Origin of the sequence: Vibrio sp. ED004, assembly GCF_023206395.1 — a bacterium.
Taxonomy (GTDB): domain Bacteria; phylum Pseudomonadota; class Gammaproteobacteria; order Enterobacterales; family Vibrionaceae; genus Vibrio.
Window position 1 is genome coordinate 2,685,434 of the sequence record NZ_CP066149.1, and the last position, 17,936, is coordinate 2,703,369.

Annotated in this window: 15 protein-coding genes and 1 tRNA gene; 4 read left to right on the forward strand and 12 right to left on the reverse strand. The window is 45.1% G+C overall.

Annotated features, from left to right (window positions below; translation table 11 throughout):
* The 3 genes from rluF to ITG10_RS12115 form a co-directional block, all read right to left on the reverse strand.
* The gene (gene rluF, locus ITG10_RS12105) at window positions 1-1,134 is read right to left on the reverse strand and encodes a 23S rRNA pseudouridine(2604) synthase RluF (protein ID WP_017629448.1); all 1,134 of its coding nucleotides are present in this window, start codon (window positions 1,132-1,134) and stop codon (window positions 1-3) included.
* Between the two features lie 192 nt (window positions 1,135-1,326).
* Window positions 1,327-1,908, reverse strand: coding sequence for a DNA endonuclease SmrA (gene smrA / locus ITG10_RS12110; RefSeq protein WP_026084095.1), 582 nt, complete (start codon window positions 1,906-1,908; stop codon window positions 1,327-1,329).
* Between the two features lie 171 nt (window positions 1,909-2,079).
* Window positions 2,080-2,220 (reverse strand): DUF3149 domain-containing protein, encoded by a 141-nt coding sequence (locus tag ITG10_RS12115; protein ID WP_004739790.1) that lies wholly within the window; start codon window positions 2,218-2,220, stop codon window positions 2,080-2,082.
* Window positions 2,221-2,475: 255 nt separating this feature from the next.
* Here ITG10_RS12115 and ITG10_RS12120 point away from each other — a divergent pair.
* Window positions 2,476-2,552: transfer RNA gene (locus ITG10_RS12120), tRNA-Pro, on the forward strand.
* 320 nt (window positions 2,553-2,872) lie between these two features.
* Here ITG10_RS12120 and ITG10_RS12125 read toward each other — a convergent pair.
* Both ITG10_RS12125 and ITG10_RS12130 read right to left on the reverse strand, forming a co-directional pair.
* Complete coding sequence (locus ITG10_RS12125) at window positions 2,873-3,295, reverse strand: hypothetical protein (RefSeq protein ID WP_017629450.1); 423 nt, start codon at window positions 3,293-3,295, stop codon at window positions 2,873-2,875.
* A 131-nt stretch (window positions 3,296-3,426) separates the two neighbouring features.
* Window positions 3,427-4,314: a TraB/GumN family protein gene (locus ITG10_RS12130; protein WP_017629451.1), complete on the reverse strand. Its 888-nt coding sequence runs from the start codon at window positions 4,312-4,314 to the stop codon at window positions 3,427-3,429.
* Between the two features lie 406 nt (window positions 4,315-4,720).
* Between ITG10_RS12130 and ITG10_RS12135 the strand changes: the two genes are divergently transcribed.
* Window positions 4,721-7,372, forward strand: a complete 2,652-nt coding sequence (locus ITG10_RS12135; protein WP_017629452.1) for a beta-N-acetylhexosaminidase — start codon at window positions 4,721-4,723, stop codon at window positions 7,370-7,372.
* 536 nt (window positions 7,373-7,908) lie between these two features.
* Window positions 7,909-8,565, forward strand: a complete 657-nt coding sequence (locus tag ITG10_RS12140) for an oligogalacturonate-specific porin KdgM family protein (protein WP_017631064.1) — start codon at window positions 7,909-7,911, stop codon at window positions 8,563-8,565.
* A 238-nt stretch (window positions 8,566-8,803) separates the two neighbouring features.
* On the opposite strand, the gene ITG10_RS12145 is transcribed toward ITG10_RS12140, so the two are convergent.
* Both ITG10_RS12145 and ITG10_RS12150 read right to left on the reverse strand, forming a co-directional pair.
* Window positions 8,804-9,244 carry a DUF411 domain-containing protein gene (locus ITG10_RS12145; RefSeq protein WP_017631063.1) on the reverse strand — a complete coding sequence of 147 codons (441 nt, stop codon included), beginning with the start codon at window positions 9,242-9,244 and terminating at the stop codon, window positions 8,804-8,806.
* Window positions 9,234-12,047: a copper-translocating P-type ATPase gene (locus ITG10_RS12150; RefSeq protein WP_248386413.1), complete on the reverse strand. Its 2,814-nt coding sequence runs from the start codon at window positions 12,045-12,047 to the stop codon at window positions 9,234-9,236. Before ITG10_RS12150 ends, ITG10_RS12145 begins: the two co-directional genes overlap by 11 nt.
* Window positions 12,048-12,348: 301 nt before the next feature.
* Between ITG10_RS12150 and gltX the strand changes: the two genes are divergently transcribed.
* On the forward strand, window positions 12,349-13,776 hold the full coding sequence (gene gltX, locus ITG10_RS12155) for a glutamate--tRNA ligase (RefSeq protein ID WP_017631062.1): 1,428 nt from the start codon (window positions 12,349-12,351) through the stop codon (window positions 13,774-13,776).
* A gap of 87 nt (window positions 13,777-13,863) precedes the next feature.
* On the opposite strand, the gene ITG10_RS12160 is transcribed toward gltX, so the two are convergent.
* The 5 genes from ITG10_RS12160 to ITG10_RS12180 are packed head-to-tail and all read right to left on the reverse strand — an operon-like array spanning window position 13,864 to window position 17,935.
* Complete coding sequence (locus tag ITG10_RS12160; RefSeq protein ID WP_017631061.1) at window positions 13,864-14,328, reverse strand: Sbal_3080 family lipoprotein; 465 nt, start codon at window positions 14,326-14,328, stop codon at window positions 13,864-13,866.
* A gap of 8 nt (window positions 14,329-14,336) precedes the next feature.
* On the reverse strand, window positions 14,337-15,560 hold the full coding sequence (locus ITG10_RS12165) for a beta-ketoacyl-ACP synthase (RefSeq protein WP_017631060.1): 1,224 nt from the start codon (window positions 15,558-15,560) through the stop codon (window positions 14,337-14,339).
* Window positions 15,557-16,282 (reverse strand): 3-ketoacyl-ACP reductase FabG2, encoded by a 726-nt coding sequence (locus ITG10_RS12170; RefSeq protein ID WP_008218191.1) that lies wholly within the window; start codon window positions 16,280-16,282, stop codon window positions 15,557-15,559. The genes ITG10_RS12165 and ITG10_RS12170 overlap by 4 nt, the downstream gene beginning before the upstream one ends.
* Window positions 16,279-16,743: a hotdog family protein gene (locus ITG10_RS12175; RefSeq protein WP_008218193.1), complete on the reverse strand. Its 465-nt coding sequence runs from the start codon at window positions 16,741-16,743 to the stop codon at window positions 16,279-16,281. The genes ITG10_RS12170 and ITG10_RS12175 overlap by 4 nt, the downstream gene beginning before the upstream one ends.
* On the reverse strand, window positions 16,736-17,935 hold the full coding sequence (locus ITG10_RS12180; protein WP_017631059.1) for a beta-ketoacyl-[acyl-carrier-protein] synthase family protein: 1,200 nt from the start codon (window positions 17,933-17,935) through the stop codon (window positions 16,736-16,738). The genes ITG10_RS12175 and ITG10_RS12180 overlap by 8 nt, the downstream gene beginning before the upstream one ends.
* Between the last annotated feature and the right edge of the window lies 1 nt (window position 17,936).

Genomic DNA, 17,936 nt, shown 5'->3' on the forward strand with positions numbered 1-17,936 from the left:
TTACTTCTTAAGACCTAATGTTCCACCAACGCGCTTAGGTGCCGGTTTGTTTGGTCTGTTTGAGTCTTGGCTACGGTTTGCAGGTTTACCGCTTCTACGATCGTTGTTGTTACGGTCTGTGCGATTGCGATCCGAGCTGTTTCTATCTGAATTAGAGCGCTCTGAACGAGAGTTCGATTTCCAGTTCTCAGTATTTCCACCGCTTTCACTATTCGATGAGTTACGACCACGCTTTGAATTAGGCGCATGGCGGAATTCATCGGCATTGTTACCGCGGTACGTGCGAGTACGGTTCTCTTTTTGGTTACGGCGCGCTGTTGAAGTTTGGTTCTCTTCACGGCTATCAAAAAGTTTAGCATCTGTCGCTTTGCGAATGCGTTGGCCTTTCGCGTTCATTTTTGACGCATCTTCAGTACTTACTGAACCTTCACACATCGTTAAGATTTCAGTGATCTCTTCGTCGCTCAGGTAGCGCCATTTGCCATTTGGAATGCCGTCTAAAGAGATGTTCATGATACGTACACGGCGAAGTTTGAAAACTTCATAACCAAGCGCTTCACACATACGACGGATTTGGCGGTTAAGGCCTTGCGTTAGTGTGATTCGGAAAGAGAACTTAGTCTCTTTCTCTACTTTACATGGCAAAGTCACCGTATCCAGAATAGGAACACCAGCCGCCATTTTCTGTAAGAACTCACCCGTAATCGGCTTGTCGACACGAACCACGTACTCTTTTTCGTGGTTGTTACCCGCACGAAGAATCTTGTTTACGATGTCGCCATCATTGGTCAGGAAGATAAGACCGTCAGACGGTTTATCAAGGCGGCCAATTGGGAAAATACGCTTGTGGTGACCAATAAAGTCAACGATGTTGCCAGGAATATCTCGCTCAGTGGTACAAGTAATACCGGTCGGCTTATTCAGTGCGATGTAGATAGGCTTTTCTTTCGAACGAACGGGCTTGTTGTCGATCTCAACGTCATCACCTGGCATTACTTTCGTACCCATCTCTGGGATTTTACCATTGATAGTAACTCGGCCAGCATCAATGAGTTTGTCGGCTTCGCGGCGTGAGCAAAAACCAGTTTCACTGATGTACTTATTAAGGCGTTTAGCTTGGGATTCTTGTGACATGATATTCTCTTAGCGTTTCACAACGGAAATTTAGATAAACAAAAAGCAACTACAGGGCAGTTGCTTTTACGTTTGAATTCGTTAACTGACGACAATTTTAGCACCTAGTGTCTACTTCGGCACTAAATATCTATTGTCTAGCAAATTGGCGTGACAATGAGCGTGTAGTTGAGTCTATCAATACAACTTGCACTAACTTGATCGCTTCTGGTGTCGCTCTCTGTTTTCGAGCTTTTTGTCATTGCTCTTTCTCAACATGACGTAGACTGCGCCGGTTCCACCATGAAATTGTTGCGCAGAATGCACACACTGGACATCGTTAATTTGAGTCAACCAGTTGGCGACATAGCTTTTCATCATCGCTGGTGGATTCGAACGTTCACCTTTGCCATGAACAATGATGACGGTACGAACATCCATCCTTAGACATTGACGTAAAAATGAAAGTACTTCATTACGTGCGTCTTTGAGTGTTTTTCTATGCAGGTCAAGCTTGGCTTGAATAGGGTACTTACCTAGACGTAACTTTTTGTATACGCCTTCTTGAACGCCATCTTTCTTATAGGCGATAACATCATCTGGCTTCACCATCGGAGAGTAGTCGAGCGAGAGGTAATCTTTCTCGTCATCAGACAGCCACATTGCGGCTTCACGCTTGGCTAGGTGAGATTCCGTTACGCGGTGTACTTTCTGGTGTTCAGCGGTGTCATGGTCGATACGTTTCACATCGCCCATCATTTCTTGGAATAGGTCTAAATCGTCATCATGAGACATAGTGTGCATCTCAAGCTAGAGAAGGATAGGTTAAGTATACCTAAGTTGGGGCTGGGTTTAAAAATGAAAAAACCGGAGGAGACAAGGGAAGTCAGCTCCGGTGCAAAGCGTTTTAACGTTTACTTATCAAGTAAATGATACTTAACAGCAAATGATTTAGGCTGAGCGACTCTAGTGAGGAGATTTGTCAGTCATAACTTTGTAGATGAAGAAGCCTCCATAAAACATCATGAGACCCAGAGCCCCGAAGATTACTATCATTGAAGATAGTCCCACCGCATTACCAAATAGGAGATCTAGCCAAAAGTCCATGTGTATACCTCAAAGTTATATGACATGGGTTAGTGTATTAACAAGCATTATCAATTCACTGATCTGGATCAATCCTGTTTCATAAGTTAAATACTTGTTGGCAACTGTGTGTTTTTCGTCACATCATGCTCGTTGTTGTATGTCTTTTGTTCGAACGATTCAAAATCGCAATAAATATGAGAAAAAGCCCTTGCGGATAAATTCAGAACCCGTATTATACGCTCCATCGACAGGCAATGAGCCAGTTAGATATCTCGGTGAATAGCGCAGCTTGGTAGCGCATCTGGTTTGGGACCAGAGGGTCGGGGGTTCGAATCCCTCTTCACCGACCACATTAAAGAAAGCCGTAGCAGAAATGCTACGGCTTTTTTGCATTTGAACGTTTCGTTTTGGTTTAGAGCCCAAGCGGGGTTCGCCTGATGTTCAAAATAAGCTCTTCAACGACCACATTTAGAAAGCCTGCTCAATGAGCAGGCTTTCGTCGTTTTGAGCGATTGTAAACAGGTTTTGAACTAGAATGGGCTACGGCTTTTTTGCTTTCTGATATATGTAACATTCCTTAGAACGACGAAGGTATGAGTCGGGAATCTATTTTTGTTCTATATCTAGCATAGAGAAAAGGATTGACTCAATAAGCCAGCCCCAAATCTATTTACTTAACATCACAGGTAATGTCTTTGATTGGTGTCTCTGAGGTAACAAAACAAACATAAGCGTAAACAGGGTTATTGGGACCAATTCGAATGTAACCGGCCTGTACTTCATCTTCGTTAAAAGTCACCGAGTGAGAATTACCCGTCTGACCATCGTAGAAGCTTGCTTCAAAATTACCATTCATTTGGCTTGCGATACGGTTGCGTGTCGTTGATGTCGTGAACGTAATATTAGCGCATCGCATTGGTGGCTTTTCAGTAATCAAGAACTGTCCGCTTTCTTTATCTAACACACCGCCTTTGGTGTCTGGCTGAATGTCTATCGGCTGGAATTGTTCGATAGTACAAGTTTCTTTGGCAGACGCTGCTGTGGGCATCAAGATTGCTAGGGCTAAAAGGAAAGCAAAAAGTACTGGTTTCATGAGAACAACACCGTATGTAAAAAGAGCGAAAGATAATAGCACCTCTATGGTGCCATTAAATGTAAAGATTCTGTTATTAAGGACATGCTTTTATAATGAAAAGGTCATGTCCTAACTAACTAACTAACTAACTAGCTGTCTTCGTCAACCTCGAACTGACACTGAGCTTGTTGGCTTTGTGATTGTTGAGTCACACTGAACCCCTTATCTTCTAACAACTGTAAAAGGTTACCATCTCCAATCAGGTGTAAAGTGCCGACGACCAGCACGTAGTGTCCTTTTGAGTTGAGTTTCCAGTCATTGGCAGATAGTTTGTTTGCCCAATCAACGTTGCGATCCGTTAGGAATGCTTTCTCAAGCTCGGTGGGCATTTCAGACAGCTCTGCAAAATCCTCAAGTTTGGATTCATCGCCCGCTTTCCAGCTTTCAATGAGGCAATGTACGACACGGTCCGTTTGGTCAAATTCTTCAATGCTTGTCACTAGCCACTCTTTGCCAGAATCTTGTTGCCCTGCAATGAGGTCTATTTGAAATTGTAGTGGCTCTAAGCTGATCACTGGAACGTCTTGTATTGTCGCTTTATAGGCGAGTGTTGCGTCTACACCGCCCGCTGAACCGTAACCAAGGTTCTTTAACTGCTGCATTTGTATCGACAGAGATGTCGCCCAAGGCGGGGAGCTCAGTAGTTGTTTTGTCGACATACCCAAAGACTTAGAAATGCTTGTTAATAACTGTTTTTGCTCTTCGCTTAATACATCGGCTGTGGTTACCGTGGTGGTAGGGTACACAACGCCTTCTGACTTCCTTACATCTGTCTCGATAATTAATCCGTTACTCTCTTTTAACGTGTCTGTGATCTGTGCAGGAAGCGGGTACATGCTCTCGTCTCCAACATGCACAGAACCTAAGATGGTGAGGGTCAGATCATCCTTTTTTGCCTGCCAATAAAGTGGTTCGGCGATAGCTTGTTTTGCTGAAAAGGCAAGTGTGAGTAGCGTAAGGTACAAGAATGTGCGCAAAGAAAGCTCCTTTAGAAAGACATAAGCTCGTTAAAAAAGATTTTGACGGAGCTTTTTAACGGTTTTTTTTGAGAACGATGTCACGTTGTTTATACGAAAAGTATAACAACACGAGCAAACTCTAAAACTTTTCTCTCTGCGAACGACACGATTTTATGAAATCCGGTGAAAAGATTGTGATTTAATTCTCAGTTATTACGTCAAAATAAAAGTGACGGAAGTGCCGTTAAGTATAACCTTATGATTTTATTAAAATTAAATTTATCAATATTTTTTAGATTTGAAGCCGATCACTGAATTGGCTTGATTTAATTCACGCCAAAAAATAAGGCCATATAGTTTATCTAACTTTCAGAAGCGCTCCACTTTGCTTCTTACTCAATTTTTAAATTTATGGGTGAATACGATGTTGAAGAGAAACTTACTATCTGTAGCGGTATTAGCTGGCCTGACGGGTTGTGCAGTAACACAAGCACCAGAACAGCAGGTTGTTAATGCACTGGCTGATAACCTTGATGTGCAATATGAAATTCTGACCAATCACGGTGCGAATGAGGGTATGGCTTGTCAGGACCTCGGCGCTGAATGGGCTTCATGTAACAAAGTGAACATGACCCTAACTAATGACGGTGAAGCGATTGATTCGAAAGATTGGACCATCTACTTCCATAGTATTCGCCTTATCTTAGATGTTGATAATGAACAATTTAAAATCACTCGTGTCACGGGTGACCTACACAAACTAGAACCTACAGATAAGTTCGATGGCTTTGCGGCGGGTGAAGAAGTGATTCTTCCATTGACGAGTGAATACTGGCAACTGTTTGAAACCGACTTCATGCCGGGTGCATTTGTTACTGCGCCAAATGCAGAACCAAAGATGATTGCTTCACTGAATACAGAAGACGTCGCGTCGTTCGTAACGGGTCTAGAAGGTAACAACCTTAAACGTACACCTGATGACAATAACGTAATGGCTACAGCGGTGACGCGTTTCGAAAAGAATGCTGATCTAGCAACTCAAGATGTATCAACAACGCTACTACCAACGCCAATGTCGGTAGAAGCAGGCGAAGGTTCTGTGAGTATTGCTGGTGGTATTGCCCTACCAAAAGACGCATTCGATGCTGATCAGTTCGCTGCAATTGAAGAACGTGCAGATGTGGTAAACGTAGATGTGAGTGGTGACCTTCCAGTAAGTGTTACCGTTGTTCCTACTCAGTTTACGGGTGATTTAGCGAAATCTGGCGCTTATGAACTAAGCATCTCGGAAGAGGGGATTGCGATTAAAGCGTTTGATAAAACAGGTGCTTTCTACGCAGTTCAGTCTATTTTTGGCCTAATAGACAGTCAGAACGCTGAATCATTACCACAACTGTCGATCAAAGATGCACCGCGCTTTGATTACCGTGGTGTGATGGTGGATGTTGCTCGAAACTTCCACTCAAAAGATGCCATTCTAGCAACGCTAGACCAAATGGCAGCATACAAGATGAATAAACTGCACCTTCACTTAACAGATGATGAAGGCTGGCGTTTAGAAATCCCAGGTTTACCAGAGCTAACGGATGTAGGGTCTAATCGTTGTTTTGATTTGGATGAGCAAAGCTGTTTACTGCCTCAGCTAGGTTCAGGTCCAACAACAGACAACTTTGGCTCTGGTTTCTTTAGCAAAGCGGATTACGTCGAGATCTTAAGCTACGCAAAAGCGCGCAGCATCGAAGTAATTCCAGAAATTGATATGCCAGCACACGCCCGTTCTGCTGTGGTATCAATGGAAGCGCGTTACACTCGCCTAATGGCGGAAGGTAAGGAAGCGGAAGCAAATGAATACCGCTTGATGGATCCACAAGATACATCGAACGTAACCACGGTTCAGTTCTACGATAAGCAAAGCTTCATCAACCCATGTATGGAATCTTCGACTCACTTTGTCGATAAAGTGATCTCTGAAGTGGCGGCAATGCACCAAGAAGCGGGCGTTCCACTAACGACTTGGCATTTCGGCGGCGATGAAGCGAAAAACATCAAGTTAGGCGCTGGCTTACAAGATATTAACGCAGAAGATAAAGTGGCTTGGAAAGGCAACATCGATTTGTCTAAGCAAGATAAGCCATTCCAACAGTCGCCACAGTGTCAGTCTTTGATCGCTGATGGTACTGTCAGCGACTTCGGTCATCTGCCAAGTCACTTTGCAGAGCAGGTATCTAAGATTGTTGCTGACAAAGGCATTCCTCACTTCCAAGCATGGCAAGATGGCCTGAAATACAGCGAAGGCGAGAAAGCATTTGCAACCGAAAGCACTCGCGTGAACTTCTGGGACGTTCTTTACTGGGGCGGCACTTCATCAGTATACGATTGGTCTGCGAAAGGGTATGACGTGATTGTTTCTAACCCAGACTACGTATACATGGATATGCCATACGAAGTTGATGCAGCAGAGCGCGGTTACTACTGGGCAACGCGTGCAACCGATACTCGCAAGATGTTTGGCTTCGCACCAGAAAACATGCCACAAAACGCAGAAACGTCATTAGACCGTGACGGTAATGGCTTCTCTGGTAAAGGTGAAATTGAAGCGAAACCTTTCTACGGTTTGTCTGCACAGCTTTGGTCTGAAACAGTACGTACTGACGAGCAATATGAATACATGGTGTTCCCTCGCGTATTGGCAGCAGCAGAGCGCGCATGGCACAGAGCAGATTGGGAAAACGACTACAAAGTGGGCGTTGAGTACTCTCAAGAAACTAACCTAGTGAATAAGCAGGCTCTAAACAGTGACTTCAATCGCTTCGCGAATATTGTTGGTCAACGTGAACTGGCTAAGCTTGAGAAAGCAGGTATTGATTACCGACTACCAGTACCGGGTGCTCAAGTTGTTGATGGCAAGCTGGCGATGAACGTTCAATTCCCAGGCGTAGAGCTGCAATACTCTGCTGATGGCGAAAACTGGCTAACGTATGATGAGCAGCAACAACCATCGGTTTCTGGTGAAACGTACATCCGCTCTATCTCTGAAAGTGGCGAGAAAGTAAGTCGAGTAACGTCAGTTAAATAATCGATAAGCAACATTAATAGAAGAGCTCCCTAGCTATTACCTTACTTAAGGTTAAAAGTGGGAGCTCTTTTTATTTGCCGCGAATTAGGCTCTCATTCAAAACTGAAACATATAGAAACCGTCTTTGTTTATAACGTCAACAATGCACATAAGGTGAGCTCCATCGCAAAAGTGACGCACTTCTCATTATTCTCTTCGAAAAATAAGTCACTTATAAAAAACTCTAAATCAGATGTGATTCAAATAACCGAATCTAATTTTTTACCGTAAAATAATGTGATCCTGATCTGTACGTTTTTCCATCTTGAGTTTTTTATCAATTTTTATGTTTTTAAGTATTTGATTTTAATGTGTTAAATAATCTTTCTTTTTTTGATAGTGAGAGAGATCACTCTGCCTGTTCTTTTATTTTGAAACGAAAATTAATTCGAGCAACATAGATTTCATGCCAGGGAGGCGACCAACTACTCAAGCGGTGAAGGTGAATGATGTACCGAAGATATGCCGCTGAAAAAATCAAACTAAGGCAGTTTACTATGAAAAAAATTATCGCTCTAAGTGCTCTTTCTCTTGCTTTCGCTTCTAGTGCTTTTGCTGGTTCTTCTTACGTTACAGGTAACGTTCAATTTCACTCTGATTTCGATCCGTCAGCAACTTCTACTTTAGAAGCGGGCCACACATTTGATACAGGCACAACTTTATTGACTGAGTTTGATGGTATCTCTCTTGGTAAATACGACAATGACGCAATCCAAGACAGCGGTCTAGGTAACTCTCCATACATCACTCTTGGTGTAGAGCAGATGTACAACATCAATGACAACCTATGGGTTGCTGCTGGTTACCACCACTTACTAAACAACGGCGAAACGGTTCAGTACCGTCCATTAGTTAAGATCGGTTACAACTTCGACAACGGTATTTCTATCAGTAACCGTACTCGTTACCACGCAATGGAAGACAGCAATGCTGACGACCAAACTCGTTTTGATAACCGTATCGGCTACGCAGTAAATGCTGAACTAGCAGTAAGCTACAACAACGTATACGTAATCAACGAGGGCGACAACAAGATGGACCACGAGCTTCGTGCGACATGGACTCGTCAAGGCGTTCAACCTTACTTTGAGTACCGTAACCAAGCTGACAACGAAAACAACGCTTTCGTATTCGGTGCTTCTTACGGCTTCTAAGCGGATTTATTTGGCGGTTTAGTTAATGAGACTATTCGCGAAATAGCTTTTTTGCCAAAGCACTTCCTTCGTGAATGAGCGAGGGGATTAAGCGGCACTAACAGCCCGGTTAGTGTCGCGACAAGATTTGCTTTACTGTCCAAAAGCAAAGAGCCTAGTAAGTAAACCACAGTCTTGGGTTTGCTTAATACTAGGCTCTATTTTTATGCTTTCATTTCTAGCTTAGTGTTCGTGTACTTTAGTTGCCTTTATAGTGACGGTACTCAAACACCTGACCTTTATCATTAAACGCGTACACAGAGTATTCGTCTTTCTTATCGCCATATTCCATACCCGGTGAGCCCATTGGCATACCCGGAACTGCCAAACCAATCGCATTACGTGGTGGGTTTTCTAAAAAGGCTTTTACGTCTTCCGCCGGAATGTGACCTTCAAACACATAACCGTCGATCTCTGCGGTGTGGCAAGAAGCCAGCTCTTGCGTTACGCCTAACTTTTGTTTGATAGGGTTCATATCATCGTGGAGCTTCTCTGTTACATCGAACCCGGCATCACGCATATGCTCTGTCCATTCTGTGCAGCAGCCGCAGTATGGAGATTTGTGGTTTAGAACATCAGTAGCCAAAGCTTGTCCTGAAATTGCAGCGAGTGCAGTAAGAGTCATAACTTTACGAATCATGGTTAACCTCATGAATATGGTTTTTATTAATATTAGAATGAGTTGGTTTGAACAATCTCAGCCTGTTGGCATTACTTACGACAGTAATTGACGACATCGCCATAGCTGCTCCTGCTACTACTGGGCTAAGCAGAAATCCAAAAAACGGGTAGAGCACACCGGCGGCAATAGGGATGCCAAGCGAGTTATAGATGAAGGCACCAAATAGATTTTGCTTCATGTTTCTCACGGTCGCTTGGGACAGTTCTATCGCGTTACTTACAGACAGTGGCGACGAGTTGAGGAGTGTCATTTGTGCACTTTCAATCGCAACATCACTGCCACTGCCCATTGCGATACCTATGTCGGCCTGAGCAAGCGCTGGTGCATCGTTAATGCCATCTCCAACCATAGCCACACTCTTATATTGTTGTTGAAGCTGAACAATATGCTGAGCTTTCTGCTCTGGTAGTACTTCCGAGATAACCTCATCGATACCGACGCTTTTGCCAATCGCTTGAGCAACTGAATCGTTGTCGCCAGTGAGTAGCACTGTGTGAATTCCGGCGGATTTTAGTTGAGCAATGGCTTGTTTGCTATCTATTTTTAATGCGTCTGAAATGCCTAATATGCCTTCCAGTTTTTGGTCGATGACGACGAAGATTGGCGTCCATGCTTGTGTACGACAAAGTTCGATAAAGTCATTGCCCATTTGAGTATCAATACCAAGTTGGGTTAGGTATTTAAGAGAGCCGACTTGAACGTGTTTGCCGTTAATATTGGCTTGTACTCCAAGGCCTCGGCGGTTTTCAAAGTCGCTGTGTGGGAGTGCTGAAACTTCTAAGTTTTCGGCATACTGACAAACGGCTTTCGCAAGCGGGTGTTCTGAACCGACTTCAACCGAATAGGCGTAAGCCAGCAGTTCTTGTTCTGATAGGTTGTGATAAAACGCCTGTTGAACGCTTGGTTTTCCTTGGGTTAGAGTGCCTGTTTTATCAAACACGACAGCATCGATTTTGCTGGCTGATTGCAACACATCGGCATCTTTGATCAGAACGCCAAACTCAGCGGCTTTACCCACGCCGACAGTAATAGAGAGCGGTGTCGCTAGGCCTAAGGCACACGGACAAGCGATGATCAGCACGGTAGTCGATACCACAAGCATGTAACTGGCACTTGGTTGTGGGCCAACAAAAAACCAAACTAGGGCGGCAACAGCTGCGATCGCGACCACAACGGGTACGAACACGGCAGAAATAGAGTCAGCAAGCTTCGCAATCGCAGGTTTGCTGCTTTGTGCTTGGCGAACCATCTGGATGATTCGAGCCAGCATGGTGCTTGAGCCAATTCCTGTCGCTTCAATAACTAAGCTGCCATCTCCATTAATGGTGCCCGCAGAAACGCCATCACTCACCGATTTAACGTTGGGAAGTGGTTCACCGGTCAGCATGGATTCATCGATATAAGACTCGCCAGATACCACAACACCGTCAACTGGCACTTTCTCACCCGGTTTGACGCGTACTTGCATGCCGACTTGGATAGCTTCTACAGCAATGGTTTGTTCTTTGCCATCGACGATGACTACTGCTTTTTGAGGCTGTAAATTAATCAGTGCTTGTAGCGATTTCGTGGTGCGAGCTTTGGCTTTAGCTTCTATGTAGTGACCTAAAGAAATAAGGCCAACGATCATCGCGCTCGCCTCAAAGTAGACATGGCGAGAGGCTTCTGGGAACCATGATGGAATCAGTACGACCAGCATTGAGTAGAACCATGCTGCGCCTGTACCCAAAGCAACTAACGTATCCATGGTCGCGCGCTTGTGCATCAGTGATTGCCACGCGTTAGTGAAGAAGCTACGACCTGAAGTGGCCAGCAGTACCAAACAGACCACACCGATTAATCCCCAAGCCAGTTGATCGTTAAATGTAGTAATGGTCATGCTGCCACCGAACACGCCCCAAGCCATTAGCGGAGCCCCAAGCAATAGCGCACTTACTGAGTTTTTCAGGAAGGCCTGTTGAGTGCGAAGTTGTTGTTCTTGCTGCTTTTGCTGTTGTGTTGCCGCATCATCAACAAACTCGGCGCCATAACCTGCGGCTTTCACCGATTGGATGAGCTCGTTTTCGATCAGGTCGCGTGTTTTAGAGGTGAAAATCAAGGCCGTTTGTTCGGCGAGGTTGATCTGAGCTTGGTCGACGAACTCGTTATTTTTCAGTGCTTTTTCGACTGAAGATACACAACTCGCACACGTCATCCCCTCAAGTACAAGGTGATAAGTATATTGACTCGCAACGGGTTCAGTAGGCGTTGTTTTTGTAGGTGCAGATTCTTTATCTTCTTCTAAATCTGAACTAGGTAAGAGCTCATTTGCTTCAGAGTAGGGAACTGCGTGATAACCCACACTTTCGACCAACTCAATCACCTCAGATTCAGAAAGTAGAGTGACCAGTGCTAATTCTTGTTTGCTGACTTCTAGGTTTGAAGCTTGTTCGGTTTGCTCAAGCGCTTGAGTCAGTTTGTTCACGCATTTACCGCAGTTAAGTCCGGATAGCGAGAGGTGCAGCTTGTTACCCATGCTGTAGCCAAGTGTCGCTAACTGCTCGTTGAGTTGAACGTAACTAAATGGAGCTGAAATATCGATGTAGGTCGGCGATATATCATTGATCGTCGTGTTGTCGAGATCAGCAAACAGTGTGCGGACTTTCTTCGCACAACCCATGCAATTTAGGCCGTTGAGCGCGGTTGTGTAGTGGTTCATATCGATACTCCAATTCTCATCTACGCCTAACATAAACCTTCCCGTAAGGGTAAGGTCAAACATAAATTCAAGAATTTGATCTTAGTGGTGCATTAGCTGGTGGATTCAATTTGGGAATGAGAGAGGGGAATAAAGGATGCGCGACTATAATCTACTGGCTAAGGCAATAGATTTGCTACTTCGAAGGCGGAATTCGGCTTTCTACAATCGCTTTCGTACAACAACAGCACATTAATCATTCACTACTGATTGTAGATTTAAGCGGTGGTGATAAAATAGCGCCCAAAATTTAGTGATATTTGGCCATTACAGGCTTTGTAATCGGCTCCACTAAAAGAATCACCTACATAATCAAGGTATTTAAATGACGGTTAAAACTCGTTTTGCTCCTAGCCCAACTGGCTATCTTCACGTTGGTGGTGCACGTACTGCACTTTACTCTTGGCTATTCGCTAAAAACCAAGGCGGTGAATTCGTTCTACGTATCGAAGACACAGACCTTGAGCGTAACTCTCAAGAAGCGGTTGATGCAATTCTAGAAGGCATGCAATGGATGGGTATGGAATGGGACGAAGGTCCTTACTACCAATCTAAGCGTTTTGACCGTTACAACGAAATGGTTGATAAGCTACTTGCTGAAGACAAAGCATTCAAATGCTACGCGTCCAAAGAGCTGCTTGATGAAATTCGTACAGAGCAAGAAGAAAACAAAGAGATGGCTCGCTACGATGCTAACCACCCTAAAATTGTTGCAGCAAACGAAGCAGCAAAAGAAGGCGATGCGTGCGTTATCCGTTTCCGTAACCCTAAAGAAGGCAGCGTAGTATTTGATGACCAAATCCGTGGTCGCATCGAAATCGCTAACAGCCAACTTGATGACCTAATCATTCGTCGTACAGACGGCGCACCAACATACAACTTCGTAGTTGTAGTGGATGACTGGGATATGGGTATTACACACGTTGTTCGTGGTGAAGATCACATCAACAACACACCTCGTCAAATCAACATCTATGAAGCACTAGGCGCGCCAGTTCCAACGTTCGCTCACTGTGCAATGATTCTAGGTGATGACGGTGCGAAACTTTCTAAGCGTCACGGTGCTGTTTCTGTAATGCAATACCGCGACGAAGGTTACCTACCAAATGCACTAAACAACTACCTAGTTCGTTTAGGTTGGTCTCACGGTGACCAAGAGATCTTCTCTCAAGAAGAGATGATTGAGTTCTTCAGCCTAAACGCAATCAGCAAGTCTGCATCTGCATTCAACACTGACAAGCTACTTTGGTTGAACAACCACTACATCAAGACTTCTGAGCCTGAGTACGTTGCAAAATACCTGCAATGGCACCTAGACGCACAGAAGATCGATACAACAAACGGCCCAGCTATCACTGAAGTGATCAAGCTAGTTGGCGAGCGTTGTAACACACTTATCGAACTTGCTGAGCAATCTCGTTACTTCTACGAAGATTTCTCTGAGTTTGAAGCTGGCGCAGCTAAGAAGCACCTACGTGGTGTTGCTAAAGGCCCACTAGAGCTTGCTCTTGCTAAGGTTGAAGCACTTGAAGATTTCACTACTGCAAACATCAAAGATGGTGTGATTGCAGCAGTATGTGAAGAGCTAGAGATCGGCATGGGTAAAATCGGTATGCCACTTCGCGTAGCAGTAACAGGTGGCGGTCAGTCTCCTTCTGTTGATGCTGTGATGGAGCTTGTTGGTAAAGAGCGCGTAATCGCTCGTATCAAGATGGCGCTTGAGTTCATCGCTGAGCGTGAAGCTAACGCTTAATTGAGCGATGGCTAGATTCAAAAAGGGTCAGTAACTTGGTTACTGACCCTTTTTATTTGTCTCGATCTTTATGATCTCAACAACTCGTTATAGCTGGTCGTCGGCAATCATTTGAGTCGCTTGCGCGGCTGTTTTCTTATCGAATAAGATATCCATCATCGCTTTGATGCGCTCCATATCGTCACCAAATTTTGAAAAGTTGCCGCTATTCGGCGCTTTAAAATCAACATTGCCTACGCGCTGCTGATCTTGATAAGCCGAGATCTTAGCGTCTGCCACAAAGGTTCTGAAATCCCAGCTCCAACGGGACACGTAATCTAGCGTAATATCTTCTGGATTGTGCTCTGAGCCATCTGCAACAACCTTACATTTGACTTGATTATTCAGACACCAGTCGAGCATTGAATCGAGGAAGACCGCACGAGTTTTCTCGTCCTCAACTATTGTCACCTGCTCTATGGTATTTGCTTCAGGAAGTGCGTTTCCTGAATACTTAGGGGCACTACAACCTGCGAGTAAAACGACAACACCAGCTACTAACCAATTTTTCATTATCTATCCTAGATTTTTTTGAAGATGATTGAGGTGTTGATTCCACCAAAAGCAAAGTTGTTGCTCATCAGGTATTCAACATCCAATTCGCGACCAGAGCCTGTGATGTAATCGAGCTTGCCGCACTGCTCATCGACATTCTCAAGGTTTAGGGTTGGGCTGAACCAACCGCTGTGCATCATCTCTAGGCTTAACCAAGCTTCAATCGCACCACAGGCTCCAAGCGTATGACCAAAGTAACTCTTAAGAGAGCTAATAGGCACTTCGCCAAAGATATTCGCTGTCGCATTACTCTCCGCAATATCGCCTTTTTCAGTTGCAGTACCGTGCGCAGAAACATAGCCGATCTTCTCGGCTGGAAGTTGTGCGTCTCTCAGCGCTTTCTCCATACAAACTTGCATGGTTTCCATCTGAGGTTGGGTCACATGAGCGGCATCGCAGTTGCTAGCGAAACCAATGATTTCAGCGTAGATCTTTGCACCGCGAGCAACAGCATGTTCATACTCTTCAAGAACAAGCGTACCGGCACCTTCACCGATAACCAAGCCATCACGTTCGCTGTCATATGGGCTAGGGGATTTCTTGGGTGTGTCGTTTTTTAAACTGGTAGCAAAAAGGGTATCGAAAACGGCAGACTCAGTTGGGCACAGCTCTTCACCTCCACCGGCAACCATCACGGTTTGGTAGCCGTGTTTGATTGCTTCATAGGCGTAACCAATCGCCTGGCTTCCTGAAGTACACGCACTGCTGGTGGGAATCACGCGGCCGCGTAGACCAAAGAACAGACCAACGTTAACGGCTGCTGTGTGCGGCATCATTTGAACGTAAGTGGTTGCTGTGATTGCTCGTGTCGACTTCTCGTTCAGCATCACTCCGAAAGCGCCTACCGCATCAGTACTGCCGGTTGAAGAGCCGTAAGCGATACCAGTCTCACCATTGGTCAATACATCGTGACCAATTAAGCCGGCTTGCTCCAATGCATTCTCAGTAGCAACGGTTGCTAGGCGTGATACTCGGCCCATGCCACGCACTTGCTTACGCTTGTAGTGTTTAGGCAGTTGGAAGTCATCAATAGGCGCTGCTAGCTTAGTGTTGAGACCATCATATTGCTCGAAACTTGGCATATATTGAGTCGCATTTTCACAGGCCTTTAGTTTTGGCTCTATCTGTTGCCAGTCGTTACCAAAAGCAGTAACACCAGACATTCCAGTTACAACAACGCGGCGGGTCATACTAAGCCTCCATTTACTGAAATCACTTGGCGAGTTACGTAGCCTGCAATATCAGACATTAGGTAGCTGACTAGACCTGCCACTTCTTCCGGCTCACCCATTCGGCGCAGTGGTACTTGAGGAAGCGCGTGATCTTTCACGTGCTCGTCAACCATACCGGTGTCAATTAAGCCTGGAGCGACACAGTTTACAGTGATCTTGCGTTTTGCGAGTTCTAGGGCTAGAGACTTAGTCGCGCCAATCACCCCCGCTTTTGCCGCCGCATAGTTAGTTTGACCACGGTTACCCATAATGCCTGATACAGACGCTAGCGTGACGATACGGCCACCTTTACGCTTTTGCACCATAGGCATGACACAAGGGTGAAGTACGTTGTAGAAGCTGTCTAGGTTGGTATGGATCACGCCATCCCACTCTTCTTCTGTCATCGCTGGGAATGCAGTGTCGCGAGTAATGCCTGCGTTGTTTACTACGCCGTAGTAAGCGCCATGTTCAGCAATATCAGACTCTAGCTTTTCACGACATTCGCTGCGGTTGCTGATATCAAATTGGATAAGACGTCCACCGCCACCTTGCTCGGTGATCGATTGTAGAGTCTCTTCAGCACCTTGCTTGTCACCCATGTAATGAACGGCGATTTCAAATCCGTCTTTCGCGAGTTGAATAGCGATCGCTTTACCAATGCCTTTGCTGGCACCAGTGACTAAAACCTGACGGGTCATGATGGGCTCCTAGTTTTCATTTCTTGTAATTTTTGTTCGGTTGGCACGTAAACATTGAGTTGGCATTGAGCTACCAACTCGCCTTGGTCTTCGACTCTTGCGGTAAATACGGCCATACCACTGTCTTCCATAAGCTGTTCAGCATAGATATCAAGGGTCTGACCTTGAGTAAACTCATCACACAGTGATTTATAGCGACGAGATCCAAGTAGGAAACCGATAGGGGGAGTGGTGCCGCTTTTCAGAGCATGGTATCCAGACCAAGCCGCTACAGACTGCGCCATAAACTCGATGCCAACATAAGCTGGGACTGTTTGAGATTCGGCATTAAAGAACAGATTATGGTCACCAATATCAACCTGACAGTGGATCGACAACGCCTCTACGCTGATAGCACGATCGATTAATATCATCGGATCATCGTGAGGGAGGAGTTGGTCTACAGAAGGGATATCAGTCATTTACTACACCAAAAATCAGGCTAATGTTGTTGCCACCAAAAGCAAACGAGTTGCTTAAGATGTTCTTTACTTTAAGTTTCTGCGAACAGTTTACCAAATCAATCTCAATATCTTCAGCTTTATCCTGACATTTTTGTAAGGGAAGCGGTAAGTCATATTTCAAAATATGCCACGCAATTGCAGCCTCAATCGCACTTGCTGCTCCTAGAGTATGCCCGGTGAGTGGCTTGGTTGAGCTAACGGGAACCTTGTTTGCAAAAATACGGTAAATAGCTTTGCTTTCCATTGAATCATTGAGTGGTGTTGCAGTTCCGTGAGCATTGATATATCCAATGTCTTCTGCTTGTAAGTTGGCAGAATTTAACGCTTTTCTCATAGCTTGCTCCGCACCATTTCCCTCAGGGTGAGGCGCTGAAATGTGGTGTGCATCAGAGCTGTCACCGCAGCCTAACAAGGCAATGCTAGGTATATTCTGGTTTGTATTAGCAACATTCAGTTTTGTTTTACTGAGCAACATAAACGCCGCTGCTTCACCAATGTTGATGCCATCTCGAGATTGGCTAAATGGCTTACAATGTGTGGTCGAAAGGGCTTCAAGACCATGGAAGCCATTGAGCGTCAGCTTACACAGCGTATCAACACCGCCAACCAACACAGCATCAGCCATTCCTGAATCTAATAAACGTTGGGCAGTGAGAAATACACGGCCACTCGATGAGCAGGCCGTCGAGATCGCGTAGCTTGGCCCGCTTAATGATGAATACTGGCTAACGAATTCAGAGGTATTGCCTAACTCTTGTTTCGAGTAGTGGTAATGCTCCGGAAATTCGCCGTTTGCCAGTTTATGCTTGAATGCAGCCTCACCGTCCGAAATTCCTGAAGTACTGGTGCCGATAACTACTGCAATTCTGTCTGCGCCAAATTGTGACTTTGCTTTCTCGATAGAGTCTTTGATTTGATTGAGAGCCGACAGTGCCAATTGATTGTTGCGAGTGGCATATTGCGCTTGAGCTGGGGGTATGTCTGGTAGCTCACTTGCGATTTTGCCAACGACAGTGTGCTTGCCGTCGTTCAGCATATCGCTCACTTCAACCATGTTTGATGCGCTTTCGTCTTTGAGACATCCATGAATGTCAGCAATATTTGAGCCTAACGCTGAGTGGAAACCACAGTCTTGGATATAAATAGGCATA